This is a genomic window from Oceanicaulis sp. LC35 (assembly GCF_052055585.1).
Taxonomy (GTDB): domain Bacteria; phylum Pseudomonadota; class Alphaproteobacteria; order Caulobacterales; family Maricaulaceae; genus Oceanicaulis.
The window spans coordinates 3,060,181-3,078,385 of the sequence record NZ_CP170485.1; the positions used below are offsets into that span (position 1 = coordinate 3,060,181).

Consider the following 18,205-nt stretch of genomic DNA (forward strand, 5'->3'; position numbering starts at 1 on the left):
TTAGCTTGCGCGCTTTACACGCAGTCGCCATGGAGAAGACGCATAGCTCGACGTCCGCATGCCGCGCCCCCGCCTAAGAAAGAAGGGCCGCGCATCAACAGAGAAATCCGCGTACCGCGGGTTCTGTTAATTGATGAATCTGGGGAAAAACAAGGTGAAATGCCGATCGACGCCGCGCTGGAAGCGGCGGCCGAGGTCGGGCTTGACCTTGTAGAGGTTTCGCCGAACGCCAATCCGCCGGTCTGCAAGATCGTTGATTACGGCAAGCTCAAATACCAAGAGCAAAAGAAGAAGGCCGAGGCCCGCAAGAAACAGAAGACCCAGGACGTCAAGGAAATCAAAATGCGTCCGAACATCGACATCCACGATTACCAGGTCAAAACCAAGGCGATGACCCGGTTCTTCGAGGATGGCGACAAGGTCAAGGTCACCCTGCGGTTCCGGGGGCGCGAAATGGCGCACCAGGAACGCGGCATGGATGTGATGAAGCGCGTCAAGGAAGACTTCGCCGAGCTGGCCAAGGTCGAGCTTGAGCCCAAGCTTGAAGGCCGCCAGATGATCATGGTGATGGCGCCGCGCTAAGCGCTCCAGAACCAGGGCTGATCTAAAAAAACCCTATCGCTCGTTGGCGGTAGGGTTTTTTCATGCGCCGTTCAGGTTTGTCCGGCCATCTTTCCCTCAACGCATTCGCGCAAAACGGTCGCAGGCGAAACGTTTCGTCTGGCCCTTTTAACCATCCCTGATTAGGGTGTGCAGATGAACCGCACAACTCAGCGGGGGACTATGGGGGACGTATCATGATGAAGACAATTGGCGCTCTGACGGCGGGAGTTCTCGCCGTGGCCGCACTGGCCGGCTCAGCTCTGGCGCAAGACTTTACCGAGGCGCCGTCCTTTGGCCGGGTCAGCCTGAGTGCAGGCTTCTCTCCGGATCCCTACGTGCGCAACCTGACGGCTGGCGGCTCGATCCGGGCTCAGGACCGGTTCTCCGATTGCCGCGGCTATATCGCCAACGCGCCGGACTTCTCGGTCAACTACACGTCCGGGTCCTTCCCGCTGATTTTCACAGTGGATTCCGATGCTGACACCACGCTGGTGATCAATGGTCCGGATGCGCGCTGGTATTGTGACGATGACGGCGCGGAAAGCCCGCTGAATCCGATGGTGCGTTTTTCCAATCCGCAATCGGGCCGCTATGACGTCTGGGTGGGCACCTATTCGCGTGGCGCAGGCGTGCCGGCGACACTGTTCGTGTCCGAGCTGGGCGAACACACCCGCGCCGGTCAGTCGGGCGGCGCCAATTATGGCGGCGGACTGGATATCACCCTGCCTTCGCGGTTCGCAGACATCACCCTGAATGGTGGTTTCCTGCCGGATCCGTATCAGCTGCGCCTGACGGCGGGCGGCACGGTCTCGGTCAGTGACGCTGTGCAATACGCTTCGGGGTCCTGCCGCGGATATGTCACGCGCGAACCCAGCGTCGAGCTTGATTACACCGGCTATGGCGACCTGTTCATCTATACCAATGGCGATGCCGACACCACGATGGCGATCAACGGTCCGGACGGCCAGTGGTATTGTTCTGATGACGAGATCGGCACGGACGCCGGGCTTGAATTCAACAATGCGACCCAGGGTGTCTATGACATTTATGTCGGGACGTATTCACGGGGCGATCGCCAGACGACGCTCATGATCTCCGAGATTGAAATGGGCTATCTGCCGTCTCGGAAATAAGGAGTTCGCGGGCGGGCAAGGGGCCCGTCCGCGATCATACAGACGGCGCGCCGTCTGGACGGCCCTGACAGCAAACGGGCCGAAGGGGACAGGAAAGGGACACGAATGTTTCGCACCATGCTTACTGCTGCCGTCGCCGTTAGTGCGCTGGCCGTCGCCGCCGAGGCTCAGAACTATTCACTGAGCCCCACCTACGGGACCGTCAGCCTGAACAGCGGCTTCTCGCCGGACCCGTATGTGGTCAACGTCCAGGCCGGCGGCTCGATCTCGGCCTCCAATGTGGGCTGCTCGGGCTATATCGCCAACGCACCGGATTTCCGCGTCAACTACAGCGCCGGCAGCTCTCTGCCGCTGATCATTTCGGTGAACTCCAATGCGGACACCACCCTGGTGATCAACACGCCGAGCGGCGGCTGGTCATGCAATGACGATGGCGGCAACGGCACCAACCCGTCGATCCGCTTCAACAGCCCGCAATCGGGTCAGTACGACATCTGGGTCGGCACCTATTCCAGCGGCGGCACCCAGCCGTCCCAGCTGCACATCTCCGAGCTCTACAGCCAGTAGACGTCGGAGCGCCGTCTTTCCGCCTGTGCAAGGGCGGCGCGCAAGATTGGCCGGCGGGTGATCCCGCCGGCCTTTTGCCAGGCGCAGGCGCGTATCGGTGGACAGGATTTCTCGCGATCGGCGCCAGACGGCCATCATCTGGCCCGCTTGTGCGAGATGATCAGGCAGATCAGACATTTAAATAAAGGGGGGCGCCATGACGCCATCATTGAAACTTACGGCTTCCGCTGCGGCTCTGGTTCTGGCGCTGAACGCGCCGGCGCTTGCCCAGTCGTTCAATGGCGAACCGGCCTATGGCATGATTTCGCTGCAGAACGGGGCCGCCGAAACCGGTGTCCGCGCAGGCGGCGCCTGGAGCGCAGACCTGCTCAGCCAGGGCTGCAACGGCTACATCACCGAAGTTCCGACCCTGTCGGTCAACTATCAGGGCGATGAGGATCTCTACCTGTCTGCAGGCGCGGATGAAGACACGACAATGGTCGTGCGCGCGCCGGACGGGTCCCTGCATTGCGATGATGACGGCGCCGGCGACTTCAATCCGGGTCTGGTCTTCGCCAAGGCAGACGCAGGCATTTACGAGATCTGGCTGGGCACCTATGCCGCGGGCATGGGCACGCCGCCGGTTCGTTTCCACGCCTCCACCTCCGGGTTCGACACCTCCAACCCCTACACCGTGAACCCGAACCCCGGCCTTCCGGCGGAGCAGACGGCGCGTCTGCGTGCGGGCTTCCGCAATGATCCGTTCGAGATCGAAGTCGTCGCCGGCGGCGAAGCCCGCCTCGAGACCCTGGGCGATATGTGCTATGGCTATGCCGGTGAAGCCGCGGATCTGGCGCTGACCTATCGCGCCGGCTCCCTGCCGCTCTATATCGCGATGGAGAGCGAGCGCGACGGCGTTCTGGCTGTGCAGACCCCCTCTGGCGAGATGCTGTGCAATGACGACGCCGTGGGTCTGAACCCGGGCATTCACATCGCCAGCCCCGAGCGCGGCGAATACCTGATCTGGGCGGGCCTTCTGGGTGATCGCGGCGCGACCGATGCCGGCATGCTGTCGATTTCCGAAGTTGGCTATCAGGGCGTTGACCGTCGTCTGGATCTGACGGCGCGGGCCCTGTTTGGCTCCCGCACCCTGCGTGCGGGCTTCCTGCCTGATCCGGTGGCGATCGAGGTCGAGGCCGGCGGCCCCATCGAAGCCAGCATGGCGGTTGATCAGGACGTGACGGCAATCGGCTGGTGTACGGGCGATGTCACCCGTGAGCCGACCTATGAGCTGACCTATGAAGGGGGCGAGAATGCGCCGCTCTTCATCTCAGCGGTCTCTGATGACGACACCACCCTGGTGGTGAACGGCCCGGACGGCGCCTGGATGTGCGATGATGATGGCGGCTCGGGCGTCAACCCGCTCCTGACCATCGAGGACGCGCCCAGCGGCGTCTATGACATCTATGTCGGCCGCTTCTTTGGCGACAGCGAAACCTCTGACGCCACGCTTTATATTTCCGAGATCGGCGGCGGCGCTGACCCGGTCAATTCCCGCGTGGACATCACCCTGCCGGCGATCTTCGGCGATCATGAGCTGGAAGCCGGCTTCGTGCCGGATCCCTATCGCATCATGGTCGAGGCGGGCGGTCCGATCGAGGCCGAGAGCTCGGGCATCAACTCGGATGCCGACTGGTGCAGCGGCAACTACACCATGGCGCCGTCCGCCCAGCTCGACTGGACGGGTCAGAACGGTCGTCTGTCGATCTATGTGGAAGGTGAGCGCGACACCACGCTGGCGATCAACATGCCCGACGGCAGCTGGCGCTGTAATGACGATGGCGGTCCGGGCCTGAGCCCGGCGCTGCAGTTCGATAACGCCATGAGCGGCGTCTATGACATCTATGTGGGTGTGTTCAGCGGCGAGCCGGCTTCGGCGGAACTCTTGATTTCGGAGTTCCCGGCGCCGGCCGACTAGGCTCGCGTCACACTGTAATAAAAGGCGCCTCGGCCCGTCCGGGGCGCCTTGCTTTTTGGGCGGGGACGCGTATAACCCCCGCTCTTACTCACCGGCCACCCCGGCCTTATCGACATGCCGGGCAGCCGAGAACGCTGGAATGACAGGCCTTCACAGGTCCGATTTCCCCGCAGGAATGGAGAGCGAAATGTCGAAACTGAAGACCAAGTCGAGCGCCAAAAAGCGTTTCAAGGTCACGGCCTCCGGCAAGGTTCTTGCTGGCGGTGCGGGCAAGCGCCACGGCATGATCAAACGCACCCCGAAGCAAATCCGTCAGAAGCGCGGCACGTCCGCCCTGGCCGCTCCGGACGCGAAAGTCGTCAAGCGCACCTATATGCCGTACAACCGCTAAGGCGGACGGCCCAGCCCACCTTGTAACGAGATTTAGGAGACAGCCCTATGGCTCGCGTGTCCTCCGGTCCGGCCCGTCACGCCCGGAAAAAGAAGATCATTTCCCAAGCGAAAGGCTATTATGGCCGTCGCAAGAACACCTTCCGCACCGCCAACCAGGCGGTGGAGAAGGCTGGTCAGTACGCCTATCGCGACCGCCGCGCGAAAAAGCGGACTTTCCGCGCGCTGTGGATCCAGCGGATCAACGCTGCTGCGCGTCTGAACGACTTTACCTACGCCCGCTTTATGGACGGGCTCAACAAGGCCGGTATCGAGCTGGACCGCAAGGTTCTCGCTGACATCGCTGTGCATGAGCCCGAAGCCTTCGCCTCTCTGGTCGCACAGGCCAAGCAGGCTCTGCAGGGCTAAGTCGAACCCTTTCGTTCGACAGCTTGTGACAAGCGCCCGTCTGCAGACTCTGCAGGCGGGCGTTTTCGCGTTTGAGATCAGGCGCGGGCCTCGCTAAACCCCTATCTGAATCACCGCTCGTCCGATCCCCGGAGTGACTAATGACCGCCTCTTCCGATCTTGATGCGCTGGAAGCGCGCCTGTCCGCTGATATTGAAGCGGCGTCCGACCTTGCCGCGCTCGACGCCCTGCGCGTGGGTGCGCTGGGCAAGAAGGGCGAGGTCTCCCTGAAAATGCGTGAGCTTGGCAAGATGAGCCCGGAGGAGCGCCAGGTGATGGGTCCGGCCCTCAATGGTCTCAAGGATCGCCTCAACACGCTGCTGGAAAGCCGCAAGACCCTTCTGGAAGACGCGGCGATGAACGCAGCGCTGGCCAGCGAGAGCGTGGACGTGACCCGCCCGGTCAAGCGCGAGGCGCAAGGATCGCTGCATCCGGTGGCGCAAGTGATGGAAGAGCTGGCGGTGATTTTCGCCGATATGGGCTTTGCGGTCGCTGAAGGCCCGGATGTGGAAGATGACTTCCATAACTTCACGGCCCTGAACTTCCCGCCCGACCACCCCGCGCGCGACACCCACGACACCTTCTTCATGAAGGCGGCCGAGGGCGAAACCGCGAAAGTCCTGCGCACCCATACGAGCCCGGTGCAGATCCGCACCATGCTCAAGAACAAGCCGCCGATCCGCATCATTGCGCCGGGCCGGGTCTATCGCTGTGACTGGGACCAGACCCACACGCCGATGTTCCACCAGGTCGAGGGCCTTGTGATCGACAAGGAGACCCATATGGGTCACCTCAAGGGCTGCCTGATGGATTTTGTGGCGGCCTTCTTCGAGACTGACACGGTCGAGGCGCGCTTCCGCCCCCACCACTTCCCCTTCACCGAGCCGAGCGCGGAGATGGATGTGCGCTATGAGCGCGTGGGCGATGCGGTGAAAGTCGGCTCGGGCGACAAATGGATGGAAATCCTGGGCTGCGGCATGGTCCATCCCAATGTGATCAAGTCCTGCGGTCTGGACCCGGACGAGTATCAGGGCTTCGCCTTCGGCATGGGCGTGGATCGCCTCGCCATGCTCAAATACGGCATGCCGGATCTGCGGCCCTTCTTCGAGCCGGACACCCGCTGGCTGTCGCACTACGGTTTCAGCCCGCTCCTGCAGGCGAACCTCGCCACCGGGCTGAGCTAGGACACACGCGATGCGGCTTGATTCCAATTACCTGCAGGCCATCGGCACCATGGCCGCCGCGATTGCGGCGCTGATTGCGCTGTTTGTCGCCTGGGATCAGGGCCGCGTCATGCGCCAGGAAATCCGCGCCTCGGTCTGGCCGGCCCTGCAGGTGGACGGGTTCTCGAGCCAGAGGGATGGCGACATCGTTCAGGGTTTGAATATCCAGAACGCCGGGGTGGGGCCTGCGCGGATCGACTCCATCGCCATTCGCTATCAGGGCGCGCTGGTGCCCGATCTTGAAGCGTTGTCCGAGCTGTTTCCGGGGCATACCGGACGCTCTGCGACCAGCTCGACCGGCCGGATCATCGGCGCAGGCGATACGGTGGAGGTTTTCGCCTTCCAGTCGCCGCGCGCTGAAGACGATGACGCGGTGGAAATGATGTACGACCTCGCCAGCAACTATACCGTGGACGTGTGCTATTGCTCGGTCCTGGACGAGTGCTGGATGGCGCATACCAGCGGGTCCGCCAACCCGAAACCTGAATCTGTGGACGCCTGCCCTGTCGAGGGCGTCAGCCAACTGTAATTCTCCGACCCTTTGGACCTGACCGATGAAATTCACCTATTCCTGGCTCAAAGAGCATCTGGACACCGATCTCACCCTCGCCGAGCTCGACGAGGCGATGACCATGGCAGGTCTGGAGATCGAGGAGATTGAAGATCCCGGCGCCAAGCTCGCCGAGTTCTCCACCGCCTATGTGAAGGACGCCCAGCCGCACCCGGATGCGGACAAGCTGCGCGTGTGCACGGTGGAGACCAGGGACGGCATCAAGCAGATCGTTTGCGGCGCACCCAATGCGCGTGCGGGCATGACCGCTATCTACGCCCCGCTGGGCGCGTACATCCCCGGTCTCGATTTCAGCCTCGACAAGAAGCCGCGCAAGATCCGCGGCATCGAAAGCTCGGGCATGATGTGCTCGACCAAGGAGATCGAGGCGGGCGAGGACCATGACGGCATCGCAGATCTTCAGGGCGACTGGCCGGTGGGCACCCCCGCCGCCGAGGCGCTGGGTCTGAACGATCCGGTCATCGACTTTGAAGTCACCCCCAACCGTCCCGACTGGCTGGGCGTTTACGGCATTGCGCGCGATCTCGCGGCGGCGGGCGCGGGCACGCTGAAAACCGGCCCGGTCAAAAAGATCCCCGGCAGCTTCCCCTGCCCGGTGACGGTCAAGCTCGACTGGCCTGAAGCCTGCCCGATCTTTGCCGGTCGGGTGATCAAGGGCGTCAGGAACGGCCCGTCGCCCGAATGGATGCAGAAGCGTCTGAACGCCATCGGCATCAAGCCGAAGAACCTGCTGGTGGATGTCACCAACTATATCTCGTTTGACTATGCGCGCCCGCTGCACGTCTACGATCTCGCGAAAATCGGCCCGGTGCTCTACGCCCGCAAGGGAAGGGGCGAGGCGGACCAGCATGTGGCGCTCGATGACAAGACCTACACCCCGTCTGAAACCCATTGCGTGATCGCCGATGATGAGCGGGCGCTGGGCCTCGGGGGCATTATGGGCGGCCAGTCTTCAGGCTGCTCGTCCGAGACCACGGACGTCTTCATCGAGAGCGCCTGGTTTGATCCGGCGATCATCCGCAAATCCGCGCGCGAGCTGGGCATTGATTCAGATGCCAAATATCGTTTCGAGCGCGGTGTGGACCCTGAAAGTCCGGTGGACGGCATTGAACTCGCCACGGCGCTGATCCTGGAATATGGCGGCGGTGAAGCCTCTGAAGTGACCGTGTCGGGGCAAGCTCCGGCGCGTCCGGACGACATCGCGTTCGACCCGTCCCGCATCAAGCGTCTTCTGGGCCTTGAGCTGTCAGAAGACCGGATCGAGGAGATCCTCGTCTCGCTGGGCTTTGGCGTCACCCGCGGCGAACGCTGGACGGTGAGCGTGCCCAGCTGGCGTCGTGACGCCACCCTGCAGGCCGACCTCATCGAGGATGTGGCGCGCATTGCGGGCTATGACAATCTGCCGGTCGTCTCCTTCCGCCGTCCCGAAGGTGAGCGATTTGAAGCCCCGGCGACCGAATTGCAGAACCGGGTGCGCGCGGCGCGTCGGGCGGCGGCCAATCGCGGCTATCGCGAAGCCATCACCTGGTCTTTCTGCCGGTCTGATCAGGCCGATCTGTTTGGCGGCGTCGGCGCAGGCCTGGTGCTGGAAAACCCGATCAGTTCCGAGCTTGATGTGATGCGTCCCACCGCGCTGATCCATCTTCTCACCAGTGTGCAGAAAAGCGCCGATCGCGGCTTTGACGATGCGCGCTTCTTTGAAGCCGGCCCGATCTACCTCAACGATGCGCCCGATGGTCAGGAAACCGTGGTGGCTGGCGTGCGCCGGGTCATTGCGGCGCGTGACTGGCGCGGCGCGGGCGCTCCGGACGTGTTCGACATCAAGGCGGACGCCATGGCGGCGCTGGAAGCAGCCGGCGCTCCTGTCGAGAAGCTGCAAGTGACCGCCGATGCGCGCGATCACTGGCATCCGGGCCGGTCCGGCGTGCTGCGTCTGGGTCCGAAAGTGCTGGCCGAGTTTGGCGAAATCCATCCCAGGACTCTCAAGGCGCTCGATGTGGATGGCCGCGTGCTGGCGTTTGAAGTGTTCCTGGACGCCATCCCGACGACCAAGAAGAAGCCGCTCAAGGCGCGTCCGCCGCTCGAACTGTCTGATCTGATGGCGGTCAAGCGCGACTACGCCTTCCTGATGGACGCGTCGGCTCCGTCGGCGGAGCTGATCAAGGCGGTCAAGGGCGCTGAGAAACAGCTCATCACCGATGTGGCGCTGTTTGATGTCTATCAGGGCCAGGGCGTGCCCGAAGGTCAGGTCTCTCTGGCGCTGGAAGTGACCATCCAGCCTAATGACAAGACCCTGACGGACAAGGAGATCGAGGCGATCAGCGCCAAGATCATCGCCAACGCCCAGAAGGCCGGCGCCACCCTGCGGGGATAGCGGACAAGAAAACGCCCCGGAGGCTTGAGGTCTCCGGGGCGCTCGCATCGCCCAGCCCCGTCCCTGAAATCCTAGACCCTCAGATTGAGACCGCTTTGGGCGATCTCCTGCGGGGTCACGGCGCTATCAAGATTGTTATCAAGCGGTTGGGTCACCTGCCTGACGCGCTGAGGCTCCTGAGCGGTCTCGCCCAGTCGATCCACGAGTGAGGGGAGAGGATCGGTCTGGCTGAGCCCGTTATCACGGGTGGAGAGCCCGCTGTCGGCGCGGTCGAACCGCGTATCAAACCGGGTATTGGGCGTTGTCACTTCAGTTTCGGCGTCACCAATGCTGGCGCCGTTTTCCGGACGCGTGACGGCGTCAGGCCCGGAGTCATCTGTATTTTCAGCATCATCGACTTGAAGCGCCGGTTCCGCGCGCAACGCCGCCGTCTCGTCAGGTGATTGCGCCTCTTCCAGCGCGGCGGTGGTCGGGTTCACCTCTTGTGCGGCGCGGGCGGCGGCGTTCAGGCCGTCATCGGCAGGGTTATCCGCCTCGCCCGCGGGCGCTTCGGGGCGGGCGTTCAGCTCGGGCTCTCGCTCTCGAGTGAAGGCGTCAGAGCGCGCCTGATTGTCCTCGATGCGCGTCTCGATCCGATCACTCTGACGGGCGCCGGCGTCATCGCGCTGGGTCTCGCGAAGCTGATCGGTCTGTTGTCGATCATCCTCGACCAGGGTGCTGATCTGGTCCGTGCGCTGTTCGCGCGCTTCAATCGCGTCAACGCGTGTCTGTTGGCGCGCGGCCTCTTGCGCCTGCGCCTCGCTCAGGCGTTCAGCAACGCTGGGCGCGTTTGCAGCGGGCTCCTCGGTCTCTCGTCGCGCGACGACGCTCGCTTCAGGCGCCTCACGGGTCGCTTGCGGCGGTTCGGGGCGGACGGCGAGGCGCTGCTCCTGGACTTCCAGAAGCGCGGAATTGGTCGAGGCGTTGAGCCGGTCCTGACTGACCTGGGCAAAGCCTTCCGCTGCGGCGGAGCGGTTCGGCGTTTCATCGCCGGAGTTGCGGTTCTGTGCGCTATTGCGGTCCTGACGATCCTGCGCCGCCTCGCTGCGGTCCACAGGCCGGATCGCCGCCGCATCACTGGCGCCGGTCGAGTTGATCAGAACGGGGTCAGACTCGCGGGGCGGTGTCCGGTAAAGATCAACCAGATAGCCTGCACTGCCTTGTATATCGGCGACCATCGCGCACCTCTGCACATCTCGCGTCTCACCAGACTATACAGATTCAGCGAAATCGAGTGGCCTGCGACCGTGCATGAGGGTTTCTGAAGGGTAAAGAAAAGGCCCCGACGCGGAACGCCGGGGCCTGAACGTTTGGAAGAGAGGGCGTTCTAGCCTTCGCTGGCGTCGGCCTCGTTCTCATCCATCAGCTCTTCCATCAGGAAGGTGTATTCGAGCGCCAGACGACGCGCGCTTTCCTGAAGGTTGGCGGCGGCGGAGTGACCGCCCTCCATGTTTTCATAATACAGCACGTCCTGATCCATCTCGTTGAGCAGATAGGCCAGTTTCCGGGCGTGGCCGGGGTGGACGCGGTCATCCTTGGTGGAGGTCAGAAGGAAGAGCGGCGGATAGTCGACGCCGGTCTCCACATTGTGGAAGGGCGAGATCGAACGCAGGAAGGCGCGCTCTTCAGGGTTCTCGTCCGGGAAGCCGTACTCGTCCTGCCAGCTGGCGCCCGCCAGAAGCGTGTGGAAGCGCAGCATGTCCAGCAGCGGCACCTGGCTGATCACCGCGCCCCACAGATCCGGACGCTGGGTGTACATCACGCCGGTCAGAAGGCCGCCGTTCGAACCGCCCTGAACCGCAAGCTGGTCAGAGGTGGTCACACCGTCATCAATCAGGTCTTCGGCGACCGCGATCAGGTCGTCATAGATACGCTGACGATTGGTGCGCAGACCCGCCTGGTGCCAGGCCGGGCCAAACTCGCCGCCGCCGCGGATGTTCGCCAGCACATAGGTGCCGCCGTTTTCCAGCCACATGCGGCCGCGGGTGCCCGAATAGGACGGAGTCAGGCTGACCTGAAAGCCGCCATAGGCATAGAGCAGCGTCGGCTGCGGGCCTTCAGCGCCTTCAGCATGGACGATGAAATAGGGGATCATCGTGCCGTCAGTGCTCTCGGCCTGACGCTGTTCGACCACAAGGCCCTCGGCCTCAAACCAGGACGGGGCGGATTTCGCCGGTTCCAGTTCGAGATCGGCGGTGAGGCGGTAGAGCGCTTCAGGCTCCAGGAAGCCTTCCACATTCACATAGGCGAGATCGGAATGATCATCGGCGGTGACGATGGAGAGCGAGGCGTTCTCCGGCGTCTCCACGCTTTCGCTGGTCCAGCCGGCATCGGTGCGGGTGAAGGCTTCAAGACCGCCCACCACATTGTCGTTGATCACCATCAGAAGGTGGTTCTGGGTGGTGGCGACGCCATCGATGGACTGACGCTCGTTCGGCGTGAACACCACTTCGACGCCCGGCAGTTCGCCGGTCTCGACGAACTCGCCCATATCAAAGCTCAGGATCGAGCCGGTGGCGTAGGTTTCACCGCCCTCGACCGGGGTCCACTCTTCCTCGATCGAGAAGACCAGCTGGCCGTCAAACAGGGTTTGCGGGCTCGATTTGCGCGGCAGCGGCATCTGCACCGGATCGCCGGTCGCACCGTCAGGCAGGTAGAAATAGACGCTTTCAAAGAAACTCGCGGCCTGAATGGCCATCATATAGGCGGTGCCGTCTGCCTGCTCGAAGCGGGCGGGCCAGACGCCCACATTGGTCACATCGCCGGTGACGACGACTTGCGCCTCTTCGATCGGCGTGCCGCGGGTCCAGCGTTTGACCACGAAGGGATAGCCCGACTGGGTGGCTTCGGCGGGATCAAGCGCGGTCGCGATCAGCAGCGTGTCCTCGTCGATCCAGGCGGTCGAACCCTTGGTCTCGTCGATGGTGAACCCGTCCTCGATAAACTCGCGGGTTTCCATGTTGAATTCACGGCGCACCGCGGCGTCAGACCCGCCATCCGACAGCGTGATCATGCAGCGGGTGTAATCGGGCGCCAGGCAATCGGCGCCGCGCCAGACCCAGTTATGGCCTTCCGCTTCGCCCAGGGCGTCCAGATCAAGCACCACATCCCATTCCGGCGCGTCGGTGGCGTAGCTTTCGACCGAGGTCTTGCGCCACAGGCCTTTGACGTGATCGGCGTCCTGCCAGAAGTTCCACAGCTCGCCATTGCGCACGCCCACATAGGGGATGCGGTCGGTCGATTGCAGCACTTCCAGCGCCTGATTGTACAGGGTGTCATAGCGCGGGTCGGAGGTGAGGCGGTCGAGCGATTGCGCGTTCATCTCGCTGGCGAAGGCGAGGGCGCGTTCGCCTTCCACCTCTTCCAGCCATTCCAGGCTTTCTTCTTCCGCCTGGATCGCAGCGTTCAGCTGTGCGCCGGGCAGGTTGGCGGTGTCGGTCACACCGGACTCCTCGGTTTCAGTCGATTGGGTTTGTTCGGACGGCGAACAGGCCGCAAGCGCCAGGACGGCGGCTGCGGCGGACAGGTGATAAGTCCAGCGGCGCATCATGCTCTCCCCTTGTTGAGCGTCTGGGCGCATTGAACAGGGCGTTGAGCTCTGGGTCAAAGTGATCCTGTATGAAAGCCGCGTTATCTTGCAGGGCGCAGTAGACAGGCGTATCGCTGGGCGCATGAGAGCTTACGCCATGAACGGGGCGGGCAACGCCTTTATCGTTCTCGACCGCCGCGACGCGTCCGGACCCGCCGCCTATACGCCGCAGGACATTGCGGCGATGGAGGTCGTGCACGCCTTTGACCAGCTCATCGTGCTGGACCCGTCGTCCGAGGCGGACGCCGATTTGCGGGTCTGGAATAATGATGGCGGTGAAGTCGGCGCCTGCGGCAATGGCACGAGGGCGGCGGCCTGGCTGTTGTTTGAAGGCGGGGCGAAGTCGCAGCTCAGCTTCACCTCCTCTGGCGGCCCCATGCGGGCGCAACGGCTTGGCGATGGCGCAGCGGAAGTGGATCTGGGACCGGCGCGGCTCGACTGGCGGGACATCCCGCTATCTCTGCCGATGGATACGGTCCGGCTCGATTTCGGCGTCACCCTGCCTGATGGTCGCCGGCTTGAAGGCCCCGGTGCGGTCAGCATGGGCAATCCCCATGTGGTGTTCGCGGTGGAGGATCTCGCCTCCATCCCCATTGCCGAGATCGGCCCGCGCATCGAGCATGACCCGCTCTTTCCCGAACGGGTCAATACCGGATTCGCGCAAGTGCGCGGCCGGAACGATATCCGGCTGAAGGTGTTTGAACGCGGCGCGGGTCTGACACTGGCGTGCGGCACCGGGGCCTGCGCGGCGCTCGTCGCCCTTCATCGTCAGGGACTTGTGGACCGTGAAGCGGTAATCGAGGCCGATGGCGGCAAGCTGCCCGTGCGCTGGGATGATCAGGGCCATGTGCACCTGTCCGGCCCGGTCGTGCTGGAGCGCGAGCTCGATCTGCGGGGCGTTTGACGCATACCCGCCTTGCAGACTCCCTTCCCCGCTTGACCGAAGGGCGTCTCAACCCCACTTTGCGCGGCCATGAGCACACCTGTGGAAAACCCGGCCCCGTCCCCTGAGACTTCAGAGGGGCGCGATGTGGAGATCGTCACCTTTGGCTGCCGGCTGAATGCCTGGGAGTCCGAGGTGATGCGCGATCATGCGCGCGCGGGCGGGCTGGAAGATGCGGTGATCATCAATACCTGCGCGGTGACTAATGAGGCCGTGCGTCAGGCGCGCCAGACCATTCGCCGGATGAAGCGCGAGCGGCCCGATGCGCGCATGATCGTCACCGGCTGCGCCGCCCAGATCGACCCCGAGCAATTCGCGAAAATGGCCGAGGTGGATCAGGTGATCGGCAATGCCGAGAAGCTGCGCCCGGAAACCTTTAAATCCACCGTCATTGGCGGCGGCGACAAGGTGAAGGTGGATGACATCATGGCGGTCAGCGAGATCGCCAGTCATCTGGTGGATGGCCTTGATGGCCGCGCCCGCGCCTATGTGCAGGTGCAAACCGGGTGCGATCACCGCTGCACCTTCTGCATCATCCCCTATGGCCGCGGCAATGCACGCTCCGCCCCTGCTGGCGAGGTGGTCGATCAGGTCAAACGCCTTGTGGAGACCGGCCATTCCGAAGTGGTGCTGACGGGCGTGGACATGACAAGCTGGGGGCAGGACCTGCCGGGTACGCCCAAGCTCGGCCGTTTGGTGCGCGCCATCCTCAAGCAGGTTCCCGATCTGCAGCGTTTGCGCCTGTCCTCGATTGACGCGATCGAGATTGACGAGGATTTGTTCCGCGCCATCGCCGAGGAAGAGCGGCTCTGCCCCTACATGCACCTGTCGCTTCAGGCGGGCGATGACATGATCCTCAAGCGCATGAAGCGTCGCCATTCCCGCGATGACGCGATTGCGCTGGCCAAACGCTTGCGCGCCGTGCGCCCGGACATCGCCTTTGGCGCGGACCTGATTGCAGGCTTCCCCACCGAGACCGAAGAGATGTTCGAGAACTCGCTGCGGCTGGTGGATGAGTGTGATCTCGCCTTCGTCCATGTCTTCCCCTACTCGCCCCGCCCCGGCACGCCCGCCGCGCGCATGCCGCAAGTGGACCGCGAAGTGGTGAAAGAGCGCGCCGCCCGTCTGCGCGCCAAATCGCATGAGGCGCTGCAACGCCATCTCGCCTCGCGCGTTGGCCATGAGATGACGGTGCTGGTCGAGAAGCCCGGCTTCGCCCGCGCCGATGACTTCACGCCTGTCCGGATGAAATCGGGCGCCCGTCCCGGCGCGCTTGTCCGGGCGATGATCACCGGGCATGACGAGAAAGCCCTGTTCGCAACACCGCTGGAGGCTGCCCGGTGAGCTGGTTCAAATTCGGTTTCGGCAAGAAAAAGCAAAAGGACGACGCCTCGTCCGAAGCTCCGGCGCTTGAGGCGCCCGAGGCTGAGATCGAATCTGAAGCGCCCGTTGAATCCGCGGTTATCGCCGAAGTCGAAAAAGCGCCCGAAAGCCTTGAGGCGCCGCGACCGGCCGAACCCGCTCCGGCCCCGGTTGACCCGGAACCGGAGCTGGAAGAGCAAGCGGAAGCGGTTGCCGAAGACGAAGCTCCGAACCCGGATGAAATTGCTGAAACGCCTGCTCAGGCAAGTGGTCTCGAGGCATTGGCGGAGACCCTCGCGACACCTGAACCCGTTGTTCCGTATACGGAAGAAGCCGAGCTTGCCACAGAAGCTGAGCCCGAACCGGTCTTGGAACCCGTGGAAGAGAAGAAGGGCTTCTTCGCCCGCCTCGCCGCGGGTCTGAAGAAATCCTCCTCAAAGCTCAGCGACGGGCTCAGCTCGCTCTTCACCCAACGCAAGCTCGATCAGGAGGCGCTGGACGAGCTTGAGGAATTGCTGATCGCCGCCGATATCGGCGCGCCCACCGCCGCCAAGGTCGTGGCGCGTCTTGCGAAAGACCGCTTTGACAAGGATGTCAGCGATCTTGAGATCCGCGAAGCGCTGGCCGATGTGGTGGCTGAAACCCTGCAGCCCTATGAGCAACCGCTCGATATGACCGGGGCGACGCCGAGTGTGGTGGTGTTTGTGGGCGTGAACGGCTCGGGCAAGACCACGACGCTGGGCAAGATCGCCGTGAAGATGACGCGCGAAGGCGCGGATGTGATTACGGCGGCGGGCGATACCTTCCGCGCCGCCGCCGTCGAGCAGCTTCAGGTCTGGTCCGAACGCGCGGGCGCGAAATTCCTGTCGCGGGAGCTGGGCGCGGATGCGGCGGGCCTTGCCTTTGACGCCATCCAGCAAGGGCGCAGCGAGCAATCTGATGCCGTGCTGATCGACACCGCCGGCCGGTTGCAGAACAAGGCCGAGCTGATGGATGAGCTTCGCAAGATCATCCGGGTGATCCGGAAGATCGACGACACCGCGCCGCATCATGTGCTGCTGGTGCTCGATGGCACGGTGGGCTCGAACGCGATTTCCCAGGCCGAGGCCTTCATGGAGACCGCCAATGTCACCGGCGTCATCATGACCAAGCTGGATGGCACGGCGAAAGGCGGCGCGCTGGTGCAGGTCGCTGAACGCTTCAAGCTGCCCATCCACTTCATCGGCGTGGGCGAAGGCGAAGCGGATTTGCAGGCCTTCAAGGCGAAAGAGTTCGCTCGCGCGCTGGCAGGGCTTGAGGGCTAACCCAGCGTCTTTACCCACTCCGGCACGACTTCGGTGGCCGGGCCGTAATGGTGCTCTTCAAACAGATCACTGATCTCGCCCGGCTCCAGTGTCAGCTCGGCCGTATGGGCGCCGCAGCGGCGGGCCTCGGAGACAAAACCCGCAGCAGGGTAGACCGTGCCTGAGGTGCCGATGGCGACGAAGAGATCACAACGTTCAAGGCTTTGGTAGATCTGATCGAGCCCCAGCGGCATTTCCCCGAACCAGACCACATGCGGGCGCAACCCGCCCGGCTTCCCGCACCCCGGACAGGGGCGGGTGCGGGTCATGTCCTCACGATCAAAGAACAGATGCCCGCACCGGGTGCAGCGGGTTTTGAGCAATTCGCCATGCATGTGCAGCAGGTTCACCGACCCCGCCTGTTCATGCAGATCGTCGATATTCTGGGTGACCAGCAGAGCGTTCGCCCGGCCATCGAGCAGCCAGTTCTGTTCCAGCTCGGCCAGGGCGAAATGGGCGGCATTCGCTTTGGCGTTCGACAGGTTCGCCCGGCGGGCGTTGTAGAACCCCAGCACGGTGTCGGGATCCGCCTCGAACGCTTCGGGCGTGGCGAGCTTCATGGGATCAAACTTCGCCCACAGCCCGCCTTCATCGCGGAAGGTGCCCAGCCCGGATTCCGCCGACACGCCCGCCCCGGTCAGAATGACGATGTTCTCATACCGCGCCATCGGGATCAGCCGTTGGGAAAGCGGGTCTGAAGCCATCCCAGCATCAGTTCGGACAGCTCGGCGGGCGCTTCATACTGGGTCCAATGGCCGATCTCCTCGATCACATTCATGTCGAGATCCTTGCACAGGATCGGCATCCAGCCCGCCAGCTTGGGCGGCAGCATGTAATCACACTCGGTGGAGATCATCTGGCACGGCATGGAGAGCCGGTGATCGACCCCGCCCAGCCGCTCCCAGTTCGCATCAAAATTGCGATACCAGTTCATCCCGGTGCGAAAGCCGGTCTTGGCATAGGTCTCGGCGTAGACCTTGCGGATTTCGGGTGGGACCACGCAATCATCCTCGCTCTTCAGCCCGCCGCGTTCGACGAATTTCTCAAAGCGCTTGGGCAGATGGGTGATGGAATCGGGCAGCTTGTCGAGGTCGGCGCTGGGCGGCGGACCCGCGAAGGTGAAGGCGAAGAAGTCCTCTTCCCGGCCCTTGTAGAAGTCATCCATCGCCTCGTCCTGAAAAGCGATGATGTAATGATCCTCGCCGCCGCGTTCGCGGAACACCTCGGTGGGCGGAACCGAGCCGCGCGGCAGGTGCGGGGTGTTCACCCCGATCGCGCCCAGAAAGCGCTCCGGAACCAGGCAGGCGGCGTGCCACATCAATATGCCGCCCCAGTCATGGCCGACCCAGACCGCTTTCTCGATGCCGAGCGCGTCGAGCAATCCGGTGAAGTCGCCCACCAGATGATCCACGCCATAGGCCTCGACCGGATAGGGCGCGTCCGAAGCGCCGAAGCCGCGATTGTCCGCCGCGATCACCCGGTAACCGGCGTTGGCCAGATCCTCGATCTGCTGCGCCCAGCTCAGCGCTAGCTCCGGCCAGCCATGCATCAAGAGCACAGGCACGCCGTCTTCAGGGCCAGCGAGATGCACCGACAGGCTCACCTCGCCCACATTGATCCTTTGAGCGGGCGGCATGGGCGGGTGAGTCATGGTGTCCTCCGAA

16 protein-coding genes are annotated in these 18,205 nt (G+C 63.4%); 12 read left to right on the plus strand and 4 right to left on the minus strand.

Features of this window, described 5'->3' with window-relative positions:
- The first annotated feature begins 42 nt into the window (after positions 1–42).
- From infC to pheT, 9 genes are all read left to right on the plus strand, one after another.
- The gene (gene infC / locus ACFELO_RS14495; protein WP_440959928.1) at positions 43–582 is read left to right on the plus strand and encodes a translation initiation factor IF-3; all 540 of its coding nucleotides are present in this window, start codon (positions 43–45) and stop codon (positions 580–582) included.
- A gap of 215 nt (positions 583–797) precedes the next feature.
- Positions 798–1,736, plus strand: a complete 939-nt coding sequence (locus tag ACFELO_RS14500) for a peptidase (RefSeq protein ID WP_440958480.1) — start codon at positions 798–800, stop codon at positions 1,734–1,736.
- Between the two features lie 105 nt (positions 1,737–1,841).
- Positions 1,842–2,303 (plus strand): peptidase S1, encoded by a 462-nt coding sequence (locus ACFELO_RS14505; protein ID WP_440958481.1) that lies wholly within the window; start codon positions 1,842–1,844, stop codon positions 2,301–2,303.
- Between the two features lie 196 nt (positions 2,304–2,499).
- Positions 2,500–4,260, plus strand: a complete 1,761-nt coding sequence (locus ACFELO_RS14510) for a hypothetical protein (protein ID WP_440958482.1) — start codon at positions 2,500–2,502, stop codon at positions 4,258–4,260.
- 187 nt (positions 4,261–4,447) lie between these two features.
- A complete protein-coding gene (rpmI, locus tag ACFELO_RS14515) occupies positions 4,448–4,651 on the plus strand; it encodes a 50S ribosomal protein L35 (RefSeq protein WP_440958483.1) in 204 nt (67 codons plus the stop codon).
- 47 nt (positions 4,652–4,698) lie between these two features.
- Positions 4,699–5,058 carry a 50S ribosomal protein L20 gene (gene rplT, locus ACFELO_RS14520; RefSeq protein ID WP_009802355.1) on the plus strand — a complete coding sequence of 120 codons (360 nt, stop codon included), beginning with the start codon at positions 4,699–4,701 and terminating at the stop codon, positions 5,056–5,058.
- 140 nt (positions 5,059–5,198) lie between these two features.
- Positions 5,199–6,281, plus strand: coding sequence for a phenylalanine--tRNA ligase subunit alpha (gene pheS, locus ACFELO_RS14525; protein ID WP_440958484.1), 1,083 nt, complete (start codon positions 5,199–5,201; stop codon positions 6,279–6,281).
- Positions 6,282–6,291: 10 nt separating this feature from the next.
- Positions 6,292–6,849, plus strand: coding sequence for a hypothetical protein (locus ACFELO_RS14530; RefSeq protein WP_440958485.1), 558 nt, complete (start codon positions 6,292–6,294; stop codon positions 6,847–6,849).
- A gap of 25 nt (positions 6,850–6,874) precedes the next feature.
- The gene (gene pheT / locus ACFELO_RS14535) at positions 6,875–9,265 is read left to right on the plus strand and encodes a phenylalanine--tRNA ligase subunit beta (protein ID WP_440958486.1); all 2,391 of its coding nucleotides are present in this window, start codon (positions 6,875–6,877) and stop codon (positions 9,263–9,265) included.
- A 71-nt stretch (positions 9,266–9,336) separates the two neighbouring features.
- On the opposite strand, the gene ACFELO_RS14540 is transcribed toward pheT, so the two are convergent.
- A complete protein-coding gene (locus tag ACFELO_RS14540; RefSeq protein ID WP_440958487.1) occupies positions 9,337–10,482 on the minus strand; it encodes a hypothetical protein in 1,146 nt (381 codons plus the stop codon).
- A gap of 149 nt (positions 10,483–10,631) precedes the next feature.
- Positions 10,632–12,851 (minus strand): prolyl oligopeptidase family serine peptidase, encoded by a 2,220-nt coding sequence (locus tag ACFELO_RS14545; protein ID WP_440958488.1) that lies wholly within the window; start codon positions 12,849–12,851, stop codon positions 10,632–10,634.
- Between the two features lie 124 nt (positions 12,852–12,975).
- On the opposite strand from ACFELO_RS14545, the gene dapF reads away from it, so the two are divergent.
- The 3 genes from dapF (at position 12,976) to ftsY (ending at position 16,502) form a co-directional block, all read left to right on the plus strand.
- A complete protein-coding gene (dapF, locus tag ACFELO_RS14550) occupies positions 12,976–13,797 on the plus strand; it encodes a diaminopimelate epimerase (RefSeq protein ID WP_440958489.1) in 822 nt (273 codons plus the stop codon).
- A gap of 69 nt (positions 13,798–13,866) precedes the next feature.
- Positions 13,867–15,180, plus strand: coding sequence for a tRNA (N(6)-L-threonylcarbamoyladenosine(37)-C(2))-methylthiotransferase MtaB (gene mtaB / locus ACFELO_RS14555; RefSeq protein WP_440958490.1), 1,314 nt, complete (start codon positions 13,867–13,869; stop codon positions 15,178–15,180).
- Positions 15,177–16,502, plus strand: a complete 1,326-nt coding sequence (gene ftsY, locus ACFELO_RS14560) for a signal recognition particle-docking protein FtsY (protein WP_440958491.1) — start codon at positions 15,177–15,179, stop codon at positions 16,500–16,502. The genes mtaB and ftsY overlap by 4 nt, the downstream gene beginning before the upstream one ends.
- Here ftsY and ACFELO_RS14565 read toward each other — a convergent pair.
- Positions 16,499–17,245 (minus strand): NAD-dependent deacylase, encoded by a 747-nt coding sequence (locus ACFELO_RS14565; RefSeq protein WP_440958492.1) that lies wholly within the window; start codon positions 17,243–17,245, stop codon positions 16,499–16,501. The two genes, ftsY and ACFELO_RS14565, sit on opposite strands and share 4 nt — an antisense overlap.
- The gene (locus tag ACFELO_RS14570) at positions 17,215–18,192 is read right to left on the minus strand and encodes an alpha/beta fold hydrolase (protein ID WP_440958493.1); all 978 of its coding nucleotides are present in this window, start codon (positions 18,190–18,192) and stop codon (positions 17,215–17,217) included. Before ACFELO_RS14570 ends, ACFELO_RS14565 begins: the two co-directional genes overlap by 31 nt.
- Positions 18,193–18,205: the final 13 nt, after the last annotated feature.